Source organism: Marinobacter alkalisoli, from assembly GCF_045449855.1.
Taxonomy (GTDB): Bacteria; Pseudomonadota; Gammaproteobacteria; order Pseudomonadales; family Oleiphilaceae; genus Marinobacter.
The window spans coordinates 46,928-67,307 of sequence record NZ_JBJJLC010000003.1; the positions used below are offsets into that span (position 1 = coordinate 46,928).

At 52.1% G+C, this 20,380-nt stretch carries 18 protein-coding genes; 5 read left to right on the plus strand and 13 right to left on the minus strand.

The window, feature by feature from the left end; all coding sequences use genetic code 11:
• Window positions 1-227 precede the first annotated feature (227 nt).
• From ACJO5Y_RS00350 to ACJO5Y_RS00360, 3 genes are all read left to right on the plus strand, one after another.
• Window positions 228-2,060 carry a CdiA C-terminal domain-containing protein gene (locus ACJO5Y_RS00350; protein ID WP_406984199.1) on the plus strand — a complete coding sequence of 611 codons (1,833 nt, stop codon included), beginning with the start codon at window positions 228-230 and terminating at the stop codon, window positions 2,058-2,060.
• A 3-nt stretch (window positions 2,061-2,063) separates the two neighbouring features.
• Window positions 2,064-2,453 carry a hypothetical protein gene (locus ACJO5Y_RS00355; RefSeq protein WP_406984200.1) on the plus strand — a complete coding sequence of 130 codons (390 nt, stop codon included), beginning with the start codon at window positions 2,064-2,066 and terminating at the stop codon, window positions 2,451-2,453.
• Between the two features lie 183 nt (window positions 2,454-2,636).
• Window positions 2,637-2,936, plus strand: a complete 300-nt coding sequence (locus tag ACJO5Y_RS00360; protein ID WP_406984201.1) for a hypothetical protein — start codon at window positions 2,637-2,639, stop codon at window positions 2,934-2,936.
• Between the two features lie 394 nt (window positions 2,937-3,330).
• Here ACJO5Y_RS00360 and ACJO5Y_RS00365 read toward each other — a convergent pair whose 3' ends face one another.
• The 13 genes from ACJO5Y_RS00365 to ACJO5Y_RS00425 form a co-directional block, all read right to left on the minus strand.
• Window positions 3,331-4,380, minus strand: coding sequence for an RES family NAD+ phosphorylase (locus ACJO5Y_RS00365; RefSeq protein WP_406984202.1), 1,050 nt, complete (start codon window positions 4,378-4,380; stop codon window positions 3,331-3,333).
• A 198-nt stretch (window positions 4,381-4,578) separates the two neighbouring features.
• Entirely contained in the window at window positions 4,579-5,589 is a 1,011-nt protein-coding gene (locus ACJO5Y_RS00370) for a flotillin family protein (RefSeq protein ID WP_406984203.1), read from the minus strand.
• Between the two features lie 63 nt (window positions 5,590-5,652).
• The gene (locus ACJO5Y_RS00375; RefSeq protein WP_406984204.1) at window positions 5,653-7,272 is read right to left on the minus strand and encodes a tetratricopeptide repeat protein; all 1,620 of its coding nucleotides are present in this window, start codon (window positions 7,270-7,272) and stop codon (window positions 5,653-5,655) included.
• A gap of 17 nt (window positions 7,273-7,289) precedes the next feature.
• Window positions 7,290-8,057 carry a hypothetical protein gene (locus ACJO5Y_RS00380; protein WP_406984205.1) on the minus strand — a complete coding sequence of 256 codons (768 nt, stop codon included), beginning with the start codon at window positions 8,055-8,057 and terminating at the stop codon, window positions 7,290-7,292.
• 358 nt (window positions 8,058-8,415) lie between these two features.
• The gene (locus ACJO5Y_RS00385) at window positions 8,416-9,213 is read right to left on the minus strand and encodes a hypothetical protein (protein WP_406984206.1); all 798 of its coding nucleotides are present in this window, start codon (window positions 9,211-9,213) and stop codon (window positions 8,416-8,418) included.
• A 76-nt stretch (window positions 9,214-9,289) separates the two neighbouring features.
• Entirely contained in the window at window positions 9,290-10,204 is a 915-nt protein-coding gene (locus tag ACJO5Y_RS00390) for a hypothetical protein (protein ID WP_406984207.1), read from the minus strand.
• Window positions 10,205-10,294: 90 nt separating this feature from the next.
• Window positions 10,295-10,834 (minus strand): hypothetical protein, encoded by a 540-nt coding sequence (locus ACJO5Y_RS00395; protein WP_406984208.1) that lies wholly within the window; start codon window positions 10,832-10,834, stop codon window positions 10,295-10,297.
• A gap of 110 nt (window positions 10,835-10,944) precedes the next feature.
• A complete protein-coding gene (locus ACJO5Y_RS00400) occupies window positions 10,945-11,346 on the minus strand; it encodes a hypothetical protein (RefSeq protein ID WP_406984209.1) in 402 nt (133 codons plus the stop codon).
• Window positions 11,347-11,640: 294 nt separating this feature from the next.
• Window positions 11,641-12,336 carry a TSCPD domain-containing protein gene (locus ACJO5Y_RS00405; RefSeq protein WP_406984210.1) on the minus strand — a complete coding sequence of 232 codons (696 nt, stop codon included), beginning with the start codon at window positions 12,334-12,336 and terminating at the stop codon, window positions 11,641-11,643.
• 28 nt (window positions 12,337-12,364) lie between these two features.
• Window positions 12,365-14,503, minus strand: coding sequence for an adenosylcobalamin-dependent ribonucleoside-diphosphate reductase (locus tag ACJO5Y_RS00410; RefSeq protein ID WP_406984211.1), 2,139 nt, complete (start codon window positions 14,501-14,503; stop codon window positions 12,365-12,367).
• Window positions 14,504-15,011: 508 nt separating this feature from the next.
• Window positions 15,012-15,806: an ABC transporter ATP-binding protein gene (locus ACJO5Y_RS00415; protein ID WP_406984212.1), complete on the minus strand. Its 795-nt coding sequence runs from the start codon at window positions 15,804-15,806 to the stop codon at window positions 15,012-15,014.
• A gap of 10 nt (window positions 15,807-15,816) precedes the next feature.
• Window positions 15,817-16,719 (minus strand): ABC transporter permease, encoded by a 903-nt coding sequence (locus ACJO5Y_RS00420; protein WP_406984213.1) that lies wholly within the window; start codon window positions 16,717-16,719, stop codon window positions 15,817-15,819.
• Between the two features lie 66 nt (window positions 16,720-16,785).
• Entirely contained in the window at window positions 16,786-17,760 is a 975-nt protein-coding gene (locus ACJO5Y_RS00425; protein ID WP_406984214.1) for an ABC transporter substrate-binding protein, read from the minus strand.
• Window positions 17,761-18,058: 298 nt separating this feature from the next.
• Here ACJO5Y_RS00425 and ACJO5Y_RS00430 point away from each other — a divergent pair, with 298 nt between their 5' ends.
• Complete coding sequence (locus ACJO5Y_RS00430) at window positions 18,059-19,726, plus strand: AMP-binding protein (RefSeq protein WP_406984215.1); 1,668 nt, start codon at window positions 18,059-18,061, stop codon at window positions 19,724-19,726.
• Window positions 19,727-19,879: 153 nt separating this feature from the next.
• Window positions 19,880-20,365, plus strand: a complete 486-nt coding sequence (locus tag ACJO5Y_RS00435; protein ID WP_406984216.1) for a thioesterase domain-containing protein — start codon at window positions 19,880-19,882, stop codon at window positions 20,363-20,365.
• The last annotated feature ends 15 nt before the right edge of the window (window positions 20,366-20,380 follow it).

Here is a 20,380-nt window from a genome sequence, read left to right on the forward strand (position 1 = left end):
CGCTCTGGTAGTCAGTACATTCTTATGGGCTGCGCAGGTGAGTGGAAGCTAGATATATGGTTACTCTATTGGGCAGCGGAAGAGCGCAGGGCTTTGCTGGGAAATGTCGCTTTCAATACTCCGAAAAAACTGTCACCAAAACCACTTGCCATCCCGCCGATGACCCAATAGCATTTCAAGCGTTGTAAAAGGACCAAAGGACAACACCGGACAAGGAAGAAGGAACAATGTCCTACCAGCTCTACGTGACGGGTGGCTATGGTTTTACCGAAGCCATTCTGCCGACGCTGTTGCACCCCTCAAACGCCGTGGACATCGCCCGGGACTATTTCATCCGTGGCTACCAGGGCCAGCATATCGACTTGCCCCCGGATGCCGATGTTTCCCAGACCGGCAACTTGACCAACGCCCAGAAACGAACCCTGTTGGAAGACCTGCAAGAGGGACGCCTGGTGCTATCCAGCCGTTATGAGCCGGGCTTTGCCCTGTTCACCGACACACAGGTCAGCCCGGACACCCTGCGTAACGACTTGCCGCCCACGCTCCGGCAACTTCTCCAGCAACACTGGCCGGGCCAATCACGGGGCGGTGCCGCTGCCGCCTACTCTGACTCCCTGGCACCAGCCAACGAGCCAATTACTCAATCACCGGAACCCCCTGCGTCTGAAAGCCCCGTGCCGGGCGCTGGCCCCTACAATGTAATCCTGGCCTACCGCTGGCCCGACGGCACTGGCGTGGCTGGTCTTCCCTTTACCCTGGCAACAGACGATGAGAGCGTAACGGGCACTCTGGATGCAAACGGCGAAGCGCGTATTGAAGGGCTGAATGGCCGGTTCGCCTTCGTCCGCCTGAGTTCGGATGCCTCGGATGACGAGGTGGGTCACCAGCGCCGGGCGATTCAGCATGCCCTGACAGAAATACTGAAGCGTGAGCAAGGAGAGGCCGATGCCCTGGAGCGGGAATACCAGCAAATGCCCTGGTACCAGCGCACGGCCGTTAGTACCGGTGCAGCATTCCAGGGGGTGGCGGACGCCGGTATCGGGCTCTTGCGGTTTGTCGATGGCATGGGGGACCTGGCCACACCGACCCTGACCCTCATGGATGGCCTGAAATCAGCCTGGGACGCCAGTGAGGGCAGCCCCGACACGTCCTGGTACGAGTCCTATCGGGCGAACTATAAGGAAGCCCGCCACCAGCGCTGGGTCAAGGCCCTGGGGTTCAATCCCTCGGATATCTCCCGTGAGGACGTGGCTCAGGCCTATGAGTTGACCAACCTGGTAATGTCCGACCCCATGCTCCGGGAAAGCCTCAACGACTTTGTTGCCGAATACGCCAGGATACAGCACCACACCGAAGTCACTTACTTTACCGGGGCCGTGGCCTTCGACCTGATATTGATGGCCTTGCTGGCCGTGGCCACCGGCGGTGCTGCGGCGGGGGCAGCCGCAGGCCGGATCCGCCATGCGGGCCTGCTAGCCTCTTTGGGCAAGACCGTTAAGGCCTACGGTGCCGCCGTGCGCAAACAGCGCCTGAGGTACCTCTGGCGCAATATCGATCTGAAGAAGCAGAACCATCTGGAAACCACGGCCTCCAAGCGGGTTGAAGGCCAGGAGTTGAAGCCTGCCAAGAATGTTCCAAGCACAACGTTGCTTACGCCGAAGCAGGGAATTTTGCAGGGAAAGCCAGAACTGCCTCATCCAAATGCTAATGCTGATATGGTGCGATCATTAACAAGGCAAAATGAATCAGCTGAGTTATTGGCTAATAGAGGTTTGGATGTTAAGCATCTTCCAAATTCTGGCAGAAAAGGCGGCAACCCAGATTTAGATATTGGCGGTAGGCCTGCCGATGTTTACTCGCCAAAATCGAAAAATCCTAATACTATCTGGGACAATATGACACACAAGGTTGAACATCAGTCACCTGACATAGTTCTTAACCTTACAGATTCTCCAATAACGTCCACTGATATGCTGAAATTTTTACATGAAAAGCCCGTTAATGGGTTAGAAAATCTTTACTTGATCAAAGGCGATGAAGTGTTACTAAAGAGGTATTAATTTATGTCGATGACTTTAAACCTGGAAGCCGCAGAGGGACTAAAGTTGGAAGAGGTCGCCCAAGCGCTGGGTCTAGTTGCTGGATCGGAGGTCACCAATAAAGGTTCTTCGCTAGAAGCATATTTTCCAAATTCAAATGTCTCTGTGTCGGTTAAAAATGATTTGAGTGATACATCTGTTTTAACAGAAGAGTTAGAGGGTGTTGACTGGAAAGTTGGTGTGCGAATCTATTTCGATATCGATTCTTCACGCTCCAATGCTATGGATGACGTAAAAGAATTTGTACATGCATTTTCGAGGTTAACGTCGGTTCCGTTTGCGCTCTCATTTGAATATGAGACTCTATATGCGAAACGTGATGAGAGCGGACTGGTGCTGAGCAGTGAGTTTTAATTGAAACCTTCTGTTCCAAACAAAAAATAAATACTCATTAGGCGCGCGGATTATCCGAGTCGGCTGAATTTTTGGTGATTCCTGATCTCAGCTAGGGCATGTCTATTACGCTGAACCCTCTGAAGTAGGAAATGAACGACGGCGCAAGCTTGCCGATGAGCTCTACCGGGTGGGAGTGCGGTAATGATTACATCGATGCTATGCAAAGCTCTATATCCGGCGGCATTGCTGCTAATTGCGACCGTGCAAGCGTGGATCTTTTATATCTTCAGCCGGTTCATTGTTGCTGGAGAGGGTGTCGGGGTTTACGCAGTATTTTTGTATCTGGTTGTTTTGGTTGTCAGTGCATTGTTATGGGCTGCGTCATATTACTACCAGCGGGGCAGGGCAAAGGCTGTGGTGTTTTGGGGCATCGCTTTGGCGCTGATGCCTATAATATTGGTTCAGCCAGTATGGTGGTCTGCGCCGGTGATTGGAAATTAGACGGACTTGCCAACTGGACAGCCAGGCTGACGGAGGGGGCTTTCAACGCTCCAGTACCAGGTTTCTGCCGCCAAGAAAAAGCACCCAAACCGTCACTGTAAGCCAATGAATAATCACCGGCACCCAGATAGGCCGGGAGAGGGCATAGCTATAACCACACGTAGCTCCCAAGGCACAGGTGATCACCAGAAATTAGGGGGGGCAGGAACAGGGGGTTACCGATGGATGACCTGTTAGGTTCCTGAGTGAAATTAACAGCAGTCATCTTTGTCCATCTGAGGCTTCTGTTTGAGCAAGGAGCGGATAAACAATTTTCGTGGCGGTATCCATCAGTTTTTAATGCACTTGGTAAAGCGAACATTATTAGTAGTCAACCTTAGCCATTTTGCTATGTTTAGTTATATATCAAATCATAATCTTCTTCTGTGTCGAAATACTGTTGGGCTTCAGTAGTATATGAAACTGCGGTTACTCTAAACACCCGGCCCGAACCACTTACCCATTCAAATGTTTCCGGATTAAACACAACATAATTCTTACCCCCACTTACACTGCTTTTAAATGCGAGTCCATCAAAGCCGATCTTACGTACTATTTCAGCAATGAACTGCGTAACACTGTATTGCCTATTCATTGAGGGGGAAACAGCCTTGGACAACGTGTTCTGTATTGCGATCATAAGTTCAAGAGCATCTAACCCATCATCGGAGAAAAGCTTTTGAGTTAGGCTGAGCTGCGAGAAATCAGCTATTTTCAATTCTTGAGTTGATTTGAACTCACCTACGGATACATTTTCTCCAGGATGTGGCCGAACTTCTGATACCGCGGTTTCGGCATCAGTAGATAAATATAAGTAAGAAACGCCCGGGCGATTTATTCTGCCTCCTTTGGCTAAGTGTATAGGAGGGGCACCAATCTCAGAATTCCGATAAGCCTCATGAAACTCTTCCTCATGCCTCATTTTCTTCCAATCAAAATTACTGGCCTTTAAAATTGATCCAATTCTCGCTCTATAGTAACTGGTTTTCGGCATCAATATAGCTTCTACATGCTCTGAAATAGAATGAAAACTTTTCTCAAACTCCCCTTCCACTAGATAGTAGTTAGAATTTGCCAATCTAGCTACTATCTCATCTAGCGCTTTTGACTTTCCAACAGATACGGCAGTCTTGGGAGGGAAGTTATAAATATTTCGTCCATAAGCAGTATATATTGAAATATCACGGTCTTGATTTAATATTTCCAGAAATGTGAGAAGAAATTCCTCAGTATCAAGGTCAGAAAAGCTATCTGGAATAACTAGTATCGGATTATCCATAGACAAATGGTGACAAAAATCGTCACCACCTAAAGTGCTATGGTACTCCGTCTCAGAGTAATAGTATCTAAGTAAAGCTTTTATGGCTTTAATAAAAACCAGTGAAGTTGTATCGATAATTTTCACTGAGTCCCTTTTGCAAAGTGAACATTTTCCTACCTCATTTTGTTCAGAAATTACCTCTTTTAGAATTGGTGCAATACAACAAGAACTACATATCCTATTCATATGATCGATTATTCTTTCTAGTTTAATGTCGCCACTAAGTGACCATTAGTTATGGAGAAAAGCGGGATGAAAAATAGGTCGCACTGATTGGCATGGTTATGCCCAGTTACCATCTGGAATTATATATTGGCCTCGAATGGACTTAGTATCATTGTCGCCCGTGTGTATAAACATTTGGCTATCTGGAAGATAGAAAAACCGACTGTGTACATGACCATCGGCCTGAATTAGCTCAAGCTTGCCGTTCACAATTCTCCATGTATTTTCATTGTCATTATCACCCTCAGTGATTTTTCCACCAGACCCGAACCTAATTGTCTTAGATCTATCTCGACCCATGCTAGGGTTGTAAAATAGCCTGAACTTCTTTGACAATAAAAAGCTCTCAAAATCAAAATTACTTTCAGACAATTGATAGGCAAAACTATTATTAAGGCTCTTTTCTATCTCTCGCTGCTTATACTCTAACTCAGCTTTCACACGCTCACTTTCATATCTCGCCTTATCCCGCTCTCTCTGTAACTGATCTCTGAGAGATTCGATTTTTTGTTTCTCTACCTCGGCCTCTGAAGTGTTACGATTAGCTCTCTTCTCATACTCCTGCTTTCTTTTCTCCAGTTCAGCCTCTTTCTCAGCGATACGAGTTTGTGCAAGGTTCTGCATTTCAGTTAACTCGTTCTTCAGCCGATTGATCTCATCCTGCTGCTCCCGGGCTAATTGGTCTTTGGCTAAAATTCTATTCAAATTTGCCTGGGCTTCAGCTCTCGCAACAGAGGCCACTAAAAAATCAGTATCAACCCCTAGCTTGTGCTTTCTTCTGTGGAGGTTAGCTACCTCCTGAAGTTTTTGAACTACAAAATTAATCCATGGCAGAATAAGCGCATAGAAGACTGCGAATAGAAGTGGCGCAATCAATAGGTTGTTGAGATGTAAATAGTTCTGTTCAATGAAACTTATTCGCTGCTCAACAGTTACATTGCTGCCAATAAGTACTGTTAGAAGCTTCCAGTTTGAAACTATCCACGCAGCAGTGAATGGACCAAGCAAAGGGTTTCTTATGCGATCGGCTGCCTGTGCCCGCAACTCTGAAATTAATTCTCCTAGCATTTATTTCCTCGGAAATGTTGTAAGGCCTTTCGTACGACCTAAAAGCTACCGCTGACGTAATTGTTAGGACTTCTGCCTGGACAGGGATAATTTAAAGTTATCCTTAAAGTTTTTAGACATCAGACTGATTTCGTTTTTTCCATTCGACAAATGGCCGATAAACGCTTGATTAGTTGGGCTATCTAATCCGAGCAATGAACTAGGTCTGCCGTCACTTCTCTTGCGCGTGTAAGTCCCTTCAATAGTAGACCCTGACACCTTAGCCGAAAGTTCAGCTGTGTAAGCGACATTCCCGTCTAGGGCTACTACTGCCTCAATCCAGTTAGCCTCGATAACACTCTTATCTATTTTAATAGTCATTGGGTAAACGCCATTTACGTACCAATCTCCCTCTAGCGACTTCGAGTTACCAAGATAGTATTGCTGGGTATATTCTCTAATCTGCTTCTGCCGGCTAAGTGATTTTTGGCTCAACTCTTCCCAATCATTTTTTTGCTTCTCTTTCCTATCGCTGATTTCAGAGAGCAAGTTATGAACATTTTGATGAGGATCATCGTCCTTTAGTGCGTTTTTGGCGATCTTTTCTGCCTCATCGGCAAAGCCAGCCCCTAGAAGCAAGAAACCTTGGTTCGCCATTGATAATGTATTGTTGTGGTTAGATGACTCTTTGTACTGATCTACTGCCATTATTTTGAGTCCAGCCTCTTGAGCTCTTACTCCAAGATTGTTCAATGCTGTCGAATTATTTTTGTCTATTTTTAATAATTTAACGTAGTTACTTATTGATATCTCATCAATATCTTCTTCGCTTGCGGCATAAGCTGACCTGAATAGTTCACTTCTATTGTTTACATCGAATTCCAATGACTTGTCTTTACAATAAATCGACATTGATTTATTGCCTAAACGATATTCTACCTCTGAGAGGGCCTCATAGAGCAATGCTTTTTGCTTATCATTTTCGACAGTAAGCAAACGATTCGTTATCAGCTTCTTGGCTTCAACGAACAATTCCTCTCTCACAAGGGAGTGCGAAAGATTGACTAGGGCTGTTGTCTTTAAAGACTCTGACTTTGTTTCCTTCAGAGCCGATCTCCACAATTCACTTTCCTTTTGATACTGCACACTGTCCCTGAGACAGAATGAAAGCCACATCAACGTGTTAATTTTAGATTCCTCTGTTGTGGCTTTGCGTGATAGCTGTTCTAACTCTTCAATTGCCGAGTTATCTTGCCCCTTCTCAAATTTTAGATATAGATAGAAAGCCTTATTTTCCTCTAGCTTAACTTCATCTGTCTCATTTAACCCATATTTTTTAAACGAAAGCTCTGCATCATCTATACGCCCTTCATCAAATGCCTGATACATGTCAGACATCCACTCCGCTTCTTTTTTCTCTATTTCTACTTCTGTTTCTGCTTCTTCATTCGCGGGAGACGGTCTTTCGTCTTCGGTACGTAATCTTCTATCTTCCTTATCTTTCTCTGTTGGGGCAGAGGCCTTCATACCGAGCTCAGATCGTCCATTTTTATAGGTTAAAGAAGTAAGTCTAGAAATAAAATTTGATATGGACGTTCGACAAATAAATAGCAAGAACAGAAAAACAATAGCGATTGAGTTGTTCGAAAAAAAATCGGTAATAATTTTTAGCGCTTCTAAGACCATACTTTGTGACTCATTCATAGATCACTCATGGAGACCTAACGTTTCACTTGAGCCGCGTCTTGTCCAGAAGCGCAGCGGAAGGGTGAGGCGTTGGACTCGAAGTGGTTGTTAGCATCCTTCGCAAGCAAGAGCGTCCTCTCAGGGGCGCTGGAGTCAGCACGGTTTATGAAGGCTTGGACGTATCCTTCGTACTCTTTTTGGATCTCCTCGCCTCTTAGGTAGAAACGGGGATCCTGGCAGTACGTTTCGTAGATGTAGAGCTCAGACATTACGTCCAAGAGCAGGCACAAGCGTACGCAGTTTTCTTTCGTTCCAAAATGGGAGTCGCTTAAAAGGTGGGCTGCTAGGTGCCGGTTGAAGTGTGAGTGTGCGTCCCCTTCTCCTGACGGCCTGAACAGATGCTCTCTAAGGATCTTGTCTGCAACGTTTACGTAGACTTCGTGGAAGAGGGGATTTCCAGGGCACGGTTGCCGCCTGTAAGAACTGGCGACAAATCGCTTAATTTTCCTAAAGTCTGGCTTTTTCCCTCGCCCGGTATACCCCATCCACCTTAGCGTTACTCCTTCTATGACGGGGACTAAAGTCAGGTACGCACTGATGTAATTCCCTCGAAAATAGGAAATTACCCCGGCCTCGATGATAGAAGCGCAGCCTCTGAATATAGGGAATACTTCGAATCGGCCCTTTTGCTGAAGCGCCCTCATCCGAGGCGACATCGTGATGTCTTCGATGGCCAGAAGGACCCTTTGCTCCTCCGGGCGGGCTCCGGTAACCAATTCCCTGAGATTACGGTAGTCCGCCATGGTACTTTCCGGCGGAAGGCAAAGCGCAAGGTCTGCGAGGATTCCATTAAGTGCAAGAATTCCGGCCACATCCTCATTGGAAGTGCACGCGACGTTCGACTTTGCCTCGTCCTTCGCTCTCTGCTCACGGGCTTTCTCAAGGTGTAACCGGTAGGCTTCCGCGCTTACTTGGTCCCATTCATCTTCATTCTGGCAAAGGCGCGATCTAATGCACTGTGGCGTATCGCCTCTCCCTAGCGCCAAAAGAACCTGTTTAGCTTTTTCTAGTACGTCCACTAGTCCCCCTGTCTTCGAGGTTAACGCCAGAATAAGCAGCCGTTTGGAGCGCCAGCGCAAAACGGTCGGCTTGATTCACTTGTTAAAAGATATTTCCAATAGCTAAACCGATTGATAGAACACTTGCGGCGATACCTATCAAAATAACAATCCAATGCTGCGCTGCGACCTCGACCCAGTACTTCGGGTTCATTCCATGAATGTCGAACCACCGCGCATTGGTCTTTAGGCTTCCATCCAAAGTTCTACCGAGAATGTTTGAAAAAACATCAACTTTTCGGAGGGTGGACTGGTGAAGCTTCACATATTCTTTACTGTCGAATGCGTCGGCTTCCTCTTTGCCCGTTAAGAAGTTTAAACCAGTCATGTTGTTTTTCTTCATTAGGCTTTCTAGTCGTGGATGCCCAGTGTATCGAGCTCCATAGAGAGCAATGAGAAGCCTGGCCAAATCAACCTTCTGAGAATCTTCAAGGATCTCAGGTTCACCTCCCAATACTCGGAAGCGATGCTCAAGCGCCGGAAAACCGTAGTTTATATCGCGCATATTCCAATGCACCCAAATATGCGTTTTCCGCTCCCTTAGGAAGCTAAAAAATTCCGCAAGCATCTCTTTTTCTAAGCGGTCGTAATTGTTCTCAATATCCGAGAAATCTACGCCCTCTGTTTCAGCAATTTTATGGATTGAGAAGGAAACCGTTTGTGCTGACAGATAGTTACGGACGGCAATCGAGGTAACTCTCGGTGTTTGACCCTCGGGTCGATCATAAAAACTCTCACACGAGTAGTGGACCAATAGGACGTGCTCTTCCTTTCGGCCCAGATCCTCCAAGGTTTGCAGCGCAACTTTGCGACGACGTCGCTTCTCAATCTCAGATGCCATTTTTTCCCTTTTAACGCTGAAGCTCAGTTGTGGCGACGCAGCCGATATCAACTGCAGCGACTTGGTGTACGTCAGCTCACAAAATTTCGTGGATTCTCAAATAGATATTGCCAGTCTCTGACGCTTTTCTCCGTTTCCTCAGAAGCAATTGGACGAGGTCGATTCGACCCTCTAGCACCGCCATAAGATCACTGCCGTCCATTAGAATCAGGAGCCTTCTGCCCGAAGAATGGGTTTTGACCGCGTCTTCGGAGTACCCGTTGACTGACAGGAATAAGCCGAGAGTGTTTTCAAGCTTTCTGGATAATTTTCCAGCCATTCCGTCGAGGTCATTCGCTGCAACTGGCTCCTGTTGCCATTTAGCTTCCAAGAGATAATCAGTTCCCTCGAAGCTGAATGCTCCGTCAATTTGTTCACCCGTAATACGAAATGAGGCTTTAGGGTCTAGATCGAAAAGCCCGAACAACCCCTTTAACACCTTCTCCAGCCTAAAACCTCTCTGCTGAGGATTATCCGAACTTACCAGCTCGAAAAATTCGGCTTTTAGCTTATCGAGTTCTTCTTGTACCGCATTTACACTCATCAGTTTCTGGTGAGCTTCTTTCCGACGTTTCTCGGCTTGCTTCTGTTCTTGCTCTATATCTTGGTGCCCTTTCAACTGTGCTCGAAGAGCGTCAACCGCAGTTTTAGCGTCAGAAGCTTTTTTATTACCGTCTTCAAGCTTTTTCAGATGCGAGTAGTCTGTAACTTTGCAGACTTCAGACATAAGGCGAATAAGATCTCGCTGATAAATCTCTTCATTCATTGCAAGGTGGTCAACTAAGGTAGCAACGATGTTTCGCTTGTAATCATCCCAGTTCAGTCGAGCCAGCACCTGAGGATCGGATAGGCATTGAGACAGAAAACTCCGAAGCTCAGACTTGAACCAGTAAACGAGTGTCAGCGCTTCCTTCAATGCCTGAAGAGAAGCTGGCGCGATTTTCTGCTGCATGGACTGGCCTCCTATGACGTACAACGCCCGGCACATACGCCGGTTTGGAGCCGCGAAGCGGCGGAAAAACGGTCGCTGTGATGCCGCTTGTTAAGCACAGTCCTGCTGACTCGCGATTGATTGATCGTTCTGACCTCGCGAAATCACCGAAAGAGTCGCTTTTCTTTTGCGCTTTTTTACGTACCCGTACCCCCCAAGCAGAATTAAAAGAACGAGCGCCGCAGCAGCACTCATCCACACATATCCTTCTCTGTACCAGGGAAGAGCTTGTAACGCCTCTGCATTATCAGTCGCAACTGCTTCGGTGGGGGTGATTTCAGATTGGCTAACCGTAGGAGCAATGTCAGAGGGCTTCAGGTTTTCAAGATCCGAACGCAGGGTATCAATCTGTTCTTGCAGCTCACCTACACTCTGACTGGTTGTAAAATCTCCCACATCGGACTCAAGCTGGAACAATCGTTCTTCTATTGAGTTAATACGGCTCTCTTGCTGCGTTTGCCTTGACTCTAAGTCAGCAACACGCTTTGGAGCCGACTCGAAGAAGTCGATGTCAAAACTAAAAAGTAAGGCAAGAAGAACACCAATGGCAATCCATTGGCCCCCTTCGTTAATTACTTTGAGCAGACTCATCCATCCTCCTTCTTTCTATGCTTAACGCGAAGCTAAGCGGCGGCCCGTCAGGGACGTCCGGTGGACGGCCGTCAGGCCGGGAACGTACTTAAGCGATTTGTTAACCGCTGTCACGACATTCTCCTGATCTCGACTTTACCCACCTTCTTGCCCTCCTTAACACCGCGATGGTCGTGGTAGGGGCGACGAAAGCTGAAATTGGTTTCCTCGTTCGTTGTAATAACAACGTGGTCGATTTTTGCCCGCTTGAACGTGGAAGTGGCGGCTTTGATTGCATCCCCAACTGAAGTAAAAAACTGATCGTCTTTTTGAAGGTTGCCACTCTGGCGGAAAATTCTGACCCGGAAGTTGCCTGGCTCTGCAAGACTGCAAACTTGAGTCAGCTGATCTAAATACACGACCTCGGTGTTGTTCGGGTCATCCAGCTTCTGCTGCTGGTTGAGCATGACGACAAACACTCCAATTACGAGCGCTCCCATCAGCAGTACACCGATAATCGCCTCACCTTCCATGTTGCTTCATCCTAAACGGTTAACAGTGATTAGACCGCAGCCAAATCCCCGCCATAAATATGACTGATTCGTTATTACGCTTATTTATTCCATTAATCGCCGAAATACCTGTGAAAAATAGACCTAAAAACAGCAATTTGCAAAGCTAACACGATCAATTCTTCACTATGTGGCGTAATAATGAAGCTGTCGCGTTCCTGCAATAACGAAACGGTCAAATGATTACGGCGGCCCAAACAAAAAAGGCCCGAAGCTTTCACTCCAGGCCTTCTCATCAATCACCGGTCAATCACCTCAACCGCACTTACTATCGCCACAAGACAGGCAAGTCGCACACCCGTCCATCACGATCACCGCCTTGGTGCTGCACTTGCCACACATGGTGGCGTTGGCGGGGTAGTCGCTGGCTTTTTCGTCGTTGGTGGCCGTGGAGTGGCCGGCTTCGAATTCGGCGCGTTTTTCGGCGAGGATGCGCTTGGTGGTTTCGCTCATTTCCTCGCTTTCCAGCAGGCCGATGGCCTTCAGGTGTTTCTCGATCACAGCGCCGATTTCAGCCACCAAAGAGGGCATGAATACGCCGCCTTTCTTGAAGTAGCCGCCGTTGGGGTCGTACACGCTGCGCAGCTCTTCCACCAGGAAGGTCACGTCGCCCCCCTTGCGGAATACCGCAGAGATAACGCGGGTGAGGGCGATTACCCACTGGAAGTGTTCCATCGACTTGGAGTTGATGAACACTTCGTACGGCTGCCGGCTTTCGTGGTCGGTGCCTTCGTTGAGCAGGATGTCGTTGATGGTGATGTACATCGCGTGCTCGGCGATCGGCGGTTTGATCTTGTAGGTGGTGCCCAGCAGGAAATCCGGCCGTTCGATGTATTCGTTCATCTCAACGGGTTTGGTTTCCGCCTGCACCGGTGCCTGGTGTTCGGTGGCTTCGGGGTCGGCTTTCTTTACGCGGTAGCCGACGATTTTGTTGCTGATTTTAACTGTCATGTTCGTTGTCCTGTGTCGGGTTCCCGGATCAATATTTACCGTAGGTGCCTTCTTTGAGGGCGTCGAAGAGGTTGGCGGCGTTGTGGATCTCGCCGTCGTACTCCACCTGTTCGTTGCCCTTCAGGGTCACCTTGCTGCCGTCGTCCAGTGTGAATTCATACAGAGTGTTTTCCAGGTCTTTCTCTTTCACCAGTACACCCTGGAACGCCTCGGGGTTGAAGCGGAAGGTGGTGCAACCCTTCAGGCCCTTGTCATAGGCGTACATGTAGATGCCCTTGAAGTCCGGGTAGGCGAAGTCCGTGGGCACGTTGGCGGTCTTGGAGATGGAGGAATCCACCCACTTCTGGGCCGCGGCCTGGATGTCCACGTGCTGCGTCGGCGTGACGTCGTCGGAGGTGGTGAAGTAGCTTGGCAGCTTCTTGTCTTCGTCCTCGGAGAACGGCATCGCGCCCTGGTTCACCAGGTGGCGGTAGGCCAGCAGTTCGAAGGAGAACACGTCGACTTTTTCCTTGGTCTTGCGGCCTTCGCGGATGATGTTCCGGGCGTAGTGGTGCGAGAAGCTCGGCTCAATACCGTTACTGGCGTTGTTGGCCAGTGACAGGCTGATGGTGCCGGTCGGCGCGATGGAGGTGTGGTGCGTGAAGCGCCCGCCTTTCTCGGCCAGTTTCTCGATCAGCTCCGGTTCCACGCCGGCAATCTGCTGCATGTAGCGGCTGTACTTGGCGTGCAGCAGCTTGCCCTTGAGCTTGTCGCCCAGCTTGTAGCCGTCTTCGCTCAGCTGCGGGCACTTGGACAGCATCTTGGGGGTAATCTCGAACTCGTCGTCCATGATCGGCGCCGGGCCTTTCTCTTCGGCCAGGGCCAGGGACTGGCGCCAGCCTTCCACGGCCATCTCGCGGACCACTTCTTCGGTGAACTGGACGGACTCTTTAGAACCGTAGGGCATGCGCAGCATGGCGAGGGTGGAACCCAGGCCGAGGATGCCCATGCCGTGGCGGCGCTTGTAGGTGATTTCGTGGCGCTGTTCGGCCAGCGGCAGGCCGTTGATTTCCACCACGTTGTCCAGCATGCGGGTGAAGATGCCCACCACCTTGCGGTACTTCTCATAGTTGAAGCTGGCCTTGTCGGTGAACGGGTAGTCCACGAACTTGGTCAGGTTCACCGAGCCCAGCAGGCAGCTGCCGTACGGGGGCAGGGGCTGCTCGCCGCAGGGGTTGGTGGCGCGGATGTCTTCGCAGAACCAGTTGTTGTTCATCTGGTTGACCTTGTCGATCAGGATGAAGCCGGGCTCTGCATAGTCGTAGGTGCTGGTCATGATGGTGTCCCAGATGAACTGGGCTTTCAGGGTGCGGTAGATGCGGCACGCAACCTTGCCTTCATCGTTGACCACGTAGCCTTCCAGAATGGGGAAGTCGCGGTACACAAACTGTTCCGGATCGTTCAGGTCCAGGCCTTCTTCTTCCACTTCCTTCTCGGTGACCGGGAAGGACAGGTGCCAGTCGTCACCGTTGCGCACGGCTTCGATGAAGTCCTCGGTGATCAGCAGCGACAGGTTGAACTGGCGCAGGCGGCCGTCTTCACGCTTGGCCTGGATGAAGTCGATGATGTCCGGGTGGTGAACGTCGAAGGTGGCCATCTGTGCGCCACGGCGGCCACCGGCGGAAGACACGGTGAAGCACATGCGGTCGAAGATATCCATGAACGACAGCGGGCCGGACGTCGTCGCGCCAGCGCCGGCGACGTAGGCGCCACGGGGACGCAGGGTGGAGAATTCGTAGCCGATGCCGCAGCCGGCTTTGAGGGTCAGGCCGGCTTCGTGGTTCTTTTCCAGGATGTCGTTCATGGAATCCTGAACAGAGCCAGACACGGTACAGTTAATGGTGGACGTAGCCGGTTTGTGGGCCTCGGCGCCGGCGTTGGAGGTAATACGTCCTGCCGGGATCGCGCCGTGCTGAAGGGCCCAGATAAAGTCCTTCATGTGTTTGGCGCGGTTGGCTTTGGCTTCCACCTGGGAAAGGGCAGTCGCTACGCGTTCGTAGGTAGCGTTGATGTCCTTATCGACGGGTTCGCCTGTCTTGGTCTTGAGCTGGTACTTGCTGCTCCAGATGTCGAGCGAAGCCTCCTGCATTGGAATTGTTGTTATCACTGCCTGTGCTTTAGCGTTCATTGCCACCCTCAATCTTCCAGTATGTCTTAATAAATGGTTGTCGGTGACCCCGAATACAACCATACCCCTGTTGGAACGTGCTGATTTTTACGGGCCAGGGTGTGTGTCCTGGCCGGATTGTGCTCTTTTTGAACAAAACCACTATATGTGGTGTTGACCTCGCTAGATTGTTTGCCGCTTTCCGGGGAAAGGCCGTGCCTGCAACCGGCAGCCGCGGCGCCCCTGGCGGCTTCTTTGGGCGATGGTCAGAAAACACCCGCTTAACCCTATATATGGGCCTCTTTCGAATTAGTATAACAGGATATAGTGGTCTGTGAATAAGAAGTCAACTATCGGTTGTGAGTCTGGGGCAAAGAAAATCAATGGAAAAGGGCTTGAATCCGGGGAATTGCCCGGAAAATCGCCAGGTTGGACATTTGGCCTACAAAGCACAACATGTAGTGGTTAAAAATTGGACGAAAAAAGGCGGGATCCTGTCCCGCCTTGTGTGGTCCCGGGGTTGGGTCTGTCAGTCCAGCAACAGGCTGTCGTCGTCGATCTCCAGCCCCCGTTGCTTTTCGAACAGTCCCAGCAGGTCTTTGACCTCCAGACCTTTGCGTTTCTCGCCTTCGATATCAAACACCACTTCACCCTGGTGAAGCATCACGGTGCGGTCACCGACTTCCAGTGCCTGCTTCATGCTGTGGGTGACCATCAGGGCGGTGAGTTTCTGCTCCTCGATGATCTGGGTGGTGAGCTCCAGCACAAACGCGGCGGTTTTCGGGTCCAGCGCGGCGGTGTGCTCGTCCAGCAGCAGGATAGCGGAGGGCGTGAGGCTCGCCATCAGCAGGCTGACGGCCTGGCGCTGACCGCCGGAAAGCAGGCCCATCTTGTCGCCCAGGCGGTTCTCCAGCCCGAGTTTGAGGGAAGACAGGCTGTTGCGGAACTGCTCCATGTACTCTTTCTTCACCGCGGCGGTCAGCCCGCGGCGCTGCCCGCGTTTGATGGCCAGGGCCAGGTTTTCCTCAATGCTCAGCCCTTCGCAGGTGCCGGCCAGCGGGTCCTGGAATACCCGGGCAACGCTGCCCGCGCGTTTGTGGGTTGGCAGTTTGGTGACGTCCTGGTTGTCGACAATGATCTTGCCGCTGTCCACCATCACTTCGCCGGCGAGGGCGTTAAGGAAGGTGGATTTGCCGGCGCCATTACTGCCGATCACGGTGACAAACTCACCCTGGTTGACGGTCAGGCTCATGCCCCGCAGCGCGGGGTTTTCCAGCGGTGTGCCTTTGCCAAACGTCAGTCTGAGATCCGTTGCGCTAATCATGCTGTACCTCTCAGGCTTTTTGGCGGGTGAAACGGGCGGCAACCGAGGTGCGCACACCGGGCAATACGATGGCCAGGGTGACCAGTACCGCCGTAATCAGGTTGAGATCCTGGGACTGCAAGCCGAGGAACTCTGCGTTCAGAGCGAAGGCGATGGCCAGCCGGTAGATGATGGCGCCCACCACGCAGGCAATCAGAGCCTTGATCACTGTGTTGGGGGTAATCACCGCTTCGCCGCCAATCAGGGACGCCAGGCCGATGACAATCACGCCCACACCCATGGTGACATCCGCCGCGCCCTGGCTCTGGGCGAAGAGCGCGCCCGCCAGGCCGACCAGACCGTTGGACAGGGCAACGCCGAGAATGATCATGCCGCCGGTGGCAATGCCCTGGGCCCGGGCCATGCGGGCGTTGGCGCCGGTGGCGCGCATGGCCAGACCGGTTTCGGATTTCATGAAACGCCACAGCAGGATCAGAGATACGAACACCACGATCACGAACAGCAGCACCGGCACCTGGTGGTAGGCCAGACCCAGGTCGTACCAGGGTGTGAGCACGGTTTCCTCGGTCAACAGCGCCACGTTGGGGCGGCCCATGATGCGCAGGTTGACGGAGTAGAGCGCGATCATGGTGAGGATGGACGCCAGCAGGTTAAGGATATTCAGTTTGACGTTCAGGATGGCGGTGACCGCACCGGCGGCCATGCCGGCTAGTACCGCGGCACCGGTGGCAATCCAGGGATTCCAGCCGGCAAGGATCAGCATGGCGGCGACGGCCGCCCCGAGGGGGAAACTGCCGTCGACGGTCAGGTCCGGAAAATCCAGGACCCGGAAAGAGAGGTAGATACCGAAGGCGACCAGACCGTAGATCAGACCGGTCTCGATAGCGCCGTATAGAGCAATGTCACTGAGCATGGGTAATATTCGCTGTAAAAGAATACGGGCGGGCCCTTGTGAGGCCCGCCCGTATTGAGTCAGGTGTTACTTATCGCTTTTGACGATTTCCTGGGCATCGTTCAGCACATCGTCGGACAGGGTAATGCCCATGCGCTCGGCTGCTGCGGGATTCACGAACAGGTTCAGCGTGTCAACGGATTCAACCGCCATCTCTCCCGGGTTGGCGCCGTTCAGCACCCGTACCACCATGCTGCCGGCCTGGCGGCCGTGGTCGTAGTAGTCGAAGCCGAGGGCTGCCACGGCGCCACGGCTGACGGTGGCAGTGTCTGCTGCGAAGACCGGGATCTTGGCGCGCTCACCCACGGAAACCACGGCTTCGGCGGCGCTGATCACGGTGTTGTCAGTCGTCAGGTAGATTGCATCTGCCTTGCCCACCAGGGAGCGGGCCGCACCCAGCACTTCAGAGGTTTTGGTGGCGGCGGCCTTGGCCAGTGTCAGCCCGCGGGCTTCCAGGCGCTCTTCCAGCAGTTCCACCAGGGCGACGGCGTTGGCTTCACCGGGGTTATAAACGGTGCCGATGGTCTTGGCGTCCGGGACCAGGCGCTCCAGCAGGTCAATGTGGTGCTCGATCGGCAGCATGTCGGTAACGCCGGTGATGTTGGCGCCCGGGGCTTCCAGGCTGTTCACCAGCTTGGCGCCTACCGGATCGGTGACGGCGGCGAACACCACGGGGATGTTGCGGGCGGCAGCGGCCATGGTCTGCGCTGAAGGCGTGGCGATGGCAACGATCACATCGGGACCTTCGCCCACGAATTTGCGGGCAATCTGAGAGGCGATGGCGGCATTGCCCTGGGCGCTCTCGTGCGTGATCTCGAGGTTATCGCCTTCGGTGAATCCCTCTTCCGCGAGTTCATCCTTGACCCCCTGGTAAACCGCATCCAGGGCCGGATGTTCCACAATCTGGGTGACGGCAACCACCCGTGGTTCGTCGCCTTGTGCCAGTCCCGCTGCGGCCAGCAGGGTTGCACCAATCAGGGTTCGCAGAGTCTTCTTGGCCATAAGCCCTTTCTCCCGAGAATGTTGAGCGGTGATTCATGGTTTTAAAGGGGCGGAAGTTTACCACACGGAAACAGACAGCGGGGTAGCGGAAGTTACCTGATTCGTATCAAAGCGTTGCAGAAAATCTGTAAAAACATGAGAAATGCAATAGTTTTATCGCCATCACGTTTTGACGAGAGGAGGTGTGTTGCAATACGCTACGAAAGTCTAATAAGCCCGCAAAGAGGCCGGCTCTCACAGGACACAGGTCATTCCAACAACTCAAATAACTTCAATAACCTTAAGCAAGGAAAGGTCCATGGACACAACAAACAAACTTCCCCTGGATATGGTGTACTACTGGGAAAAGGCCAAGGCCGATTCTCTGTATATGACGCAGCCGATGGGCGATGGACAGGTGGTTGAATACACCTGGAAACGGGCCGTTGATGAAGCCCGCCGCATGGCGTCTTACCTGAAGTCTCTCAACCTGCCGGAAAAGAGCAGGGTGGGGATTATTTCCAAGAACTGCGCGCACTGGATCATGTCTGACTGGGCGATCTGGATGGCGGGCCACATTTCCGTACCGCTGTACCCGACCCTGAACGCCGACACCGTCAGTTATATCCTGGATCACAGTGAATGTGAGGTGGTGTTTATTGGCAAGCTGGATGACTGGGACATGATGAAGCCGGGCGTGCCCGAGAGCGTCCGTTGTGTCTCCTACCCGCTGAGTCCGCCCAACGATTTCGAAACCTGGGATGACCTGGTCGCCAAGTTCCCGCCGATGGAAGAAAACACCACCCGCGAGGCGGACGAGTTGGCCACCATTGTTTACACCTCCGGCAGCACCGGTCGTCCGAAGGGCGTTATGCTGAGTTTCCGCAACATGGCCTATGCGGCTGCAGGCGGCACCGAAGTGTTGGGCGTGGGCCCGGATGAGCGCATGCTGTCCTACCTGCCGCTGGCTCACGTATTCGAGCGCACGTTTGTGGAGCTGGGGTCGCTGTATTCCGGTTTCCAGCTGTTCTTCGCCGAATCCCTGGACACCTTCGTGCAGGATTTGCAGCGCGCGCAGCCGACCCTGTTCCTGTCCGTGCCGCGCCTGTGGGTGAAGTTCCAGCACGGCGTACTGCAGAAGCTGCCCAAACAGAAGCTTGAGAAACTGCTTAAGATTCCTGTTGTAAGAGGTTTGATTAAAAAGAAAATTCTCAAAGGTCTTGGCCTGGACAAGGTGAAGCTGGCCGGCAGTGGTTCGGCGCCGTTGTCCCACGATGTACTGGACTGGTACCGCAACCTCGGCCTGGAACTGCTGGAAGGCTATGGCATGTCCGAGAACTTTGCATACTCCCACATGAACAAGCCGGGACGCTCCCGCACCGGTTATGTGGGCGAAGCGGCACCCGGGGTGGAAGTGAAGATCAGCGACCAGGGCGAGGTACTGGTGAAGAGCCCGGCCACCATGATGGGTTACTACAAGGACGAGGAGAAAACCCGCGAAACCTTCACTGAAGACGGTTTCCTCAAGACCGGTGACAAGGGTGAGATTGATGAGATGGGCCGCCTCAAGCTGACTGGCCGCATCAAGGAAATTTTCAAGACCAGCAAGGGCAAGTACATAGCTCCGGCGCCGATTGAGAACCGCCTGATGTCCCACGATGCCATTGAGATGGTGTGTGTCTCTGGCGCCAACCAGACCCAGCCCCACGCGCTGGTGATGCTGGGCGAGGAAACCCGCCCGAAACTGGCGGATGAAGCGTTCCGCAAAGAGCTGGAAGCCAGCTTCAAGGACCTGATCCAGGAAGTGAACAAGACGGTGGATCCCCACGAGCAACTGGCCTTCATTACCGTGGTCAGCGATGAGTGGTCCATCGAGAACAGCTTCCTGACGCCAACGCTGAAACTGAAGCGTAATGTCGTGGAAGATGCCTACGAGGAAAAAGTGGACAGCTGGTACGCCCAGCGCCAGCCGGTTATCTGGCAGTAATAGCTGCCGTTAACCAGCGGGGCAACCCGCCGATGGCCACAGGGAAGCCCGGATTCGTCCGGGCTTCTTTCATTCTGGTGACAAAAAGCCTACATAAGTCGCATAGGGCAAGCGTGGACAAGGGAATAAACTGAGGGCAATCAAGGAGGGACTATGACTCAGTTAGGTCGTTTCCAGAAACGCATTCATGAATCCATTCCCCTGACCCGTGCGCTTGGCCTGGAAGTGCTTTCCTATGACGGCCATGCCCTGCTGGTGAGTGCGCCGTTGGAACCCAATCACAATCACCAGGGCACCGGTTTTGGTGGCAGCGTGTACTCGGTAGCGGTAACGGCCGCCTGGGGACTGATCGAGCTGGCCATTGCCGATATGGGGCTGCGGGGCAATGTGATGGTCCAGAGCGGCAGCATGGATTATCTGACGCCGGTGGAGGGGGATTTCTACGCCCTGTGCCGGCTTCCCGCCGGAGAGATACCGGATCGCTTCAGGAAAAGCCTTGCCCGCCATGGCAAGGGGCGCCTGGCGTTGCACGCGGATGTGTATTGCGGTGAGCCGACGAACGATCCCAAGGGCGCGCCGGTAGCCACCTTTCAGGGCCGTTTCGTGGTCCAGGATGCCGGTTCCAGGCCGATCCTCTGACCCTGTCTGATCCCG

Coding starts and splice junctions, on each gene's coding strand:
- ACJO5Y_RS00400 (WP_406984209.1), bottom strand. CDS start 11,346: ATGGAAGGTGAGGCGATTATCGGTGTACTGCTGATGGGAGCGCTCGTA.
- ACJO5Y_RS00415 (WP_406984212.1), bottom strand. CDS start 15,806: ATGATTAGCGCAACGGATCTCAGACTGACGTTTGGCAAAGGCACACCG.
- ACJO5Y_RS00380 (WP_406984205.1), bottom strand. CDS start 8,057: ATGGCGGACTACCGTAATCTCAGGGAATTGGTTACCGGAGCCCGCCCG.
- ACJO5Y_RS00435 (WP_406984216.1), top strand. CDS start 19,880: ATGACTCAGTTAGGTCGTTTCCAGAAACGCATTCATGAATCCATTCCC.
- ACJO5Y_RS00385 (WP_406984206.1), bottom strand. CDS start 9,213: ATGGCATCTGAGATTGAGAAGCGACGTCGTCGCAAAGTTGCGCTGCAA.
- ACJO5Y_RS00410 (WP_406984211.1), bottom strand. CDS start 14,503: ATGAACGCTAAAGCACAGGCAGTGATAACAACAATTCCAATGCAGGAG.
- ACJO5Y_RS00375 (WP_406984204.1), bottom strand. CDS start 7,272: ATGAATGAGTCACAAAGTATGGTCTTAGAAGCGCTAAAAATTATTACC.
- ACJO5Y_RS00360 (WP_406984201.1), top strand. CDS start 2,637: ATGATTACATCGATGCTATGCAAAGCTCTATATCCGGCGGCATTGCTG.
- ACJO5Y_RS00350 (WP_406984199.1), top strand. CDS start 228: ATGTCCTACCAGCTCTACGTGACGGGTGGCTATGGTTTTACCGAAGCC.
- ACJO5Y_RS00355 (WP_406984200.1), top strand. CDS start 2,064: ATGTCGATGACTTTAAACCTGGAAGCCGCAGAGGGACTAAAGTTGGAA.
- ACJO5Y_RS00390 (WP_406984207.1), bottom strand. CDS start 10,204: ATGCAGCAGAAAATCGCGCCAGCTTCTCTTCAGGCATTGAAGGAAGCG.
- ACJO5Y_RS00370 (WP_406984203.1), bottom strand. CDS start 5,589: ATGCTAGGAGAATTAATTTCAGAGTTGCGGGCACAGGCAGCCGATCGC.
- ACJO5Y_RS00405 (WP_406984210.1), bottom strand. CDS start 12,336: ATGACAGTTAAAATCAGCAACAAAATCGTCGGCTACCGCGTAAAGAAA.
- ACJO5Y_RS00395 (WP_406984208.1), bottom strand. CDS start 10,834: ATGAGTCTGCTCAAAGTAATTAACGAAGGGGGCCAATGGATTGCCATT.
- ACJO5Y_RS00430 (WP_406984215.1), top strand. CDS start 18,059: ATGGACACAACAAACAAACTTCCCCTGGATATGGTGTACTACTGGGAA.
- ACJO5Y_RS00420 (WP_406984213.1), bottom strand. CDS start 16,719: ATGCTCAGTGACATTGCTCTATACGGCGCTATCGAGACCGGTCTGATC.
- ACJO5Y_RS00425 (WP_406984214.1), bottom strand. CDS start 17,760: ATGGCCAAGAAGACTCTGCGAACCCTGATTGGTGCAACCCTGCTGGCC.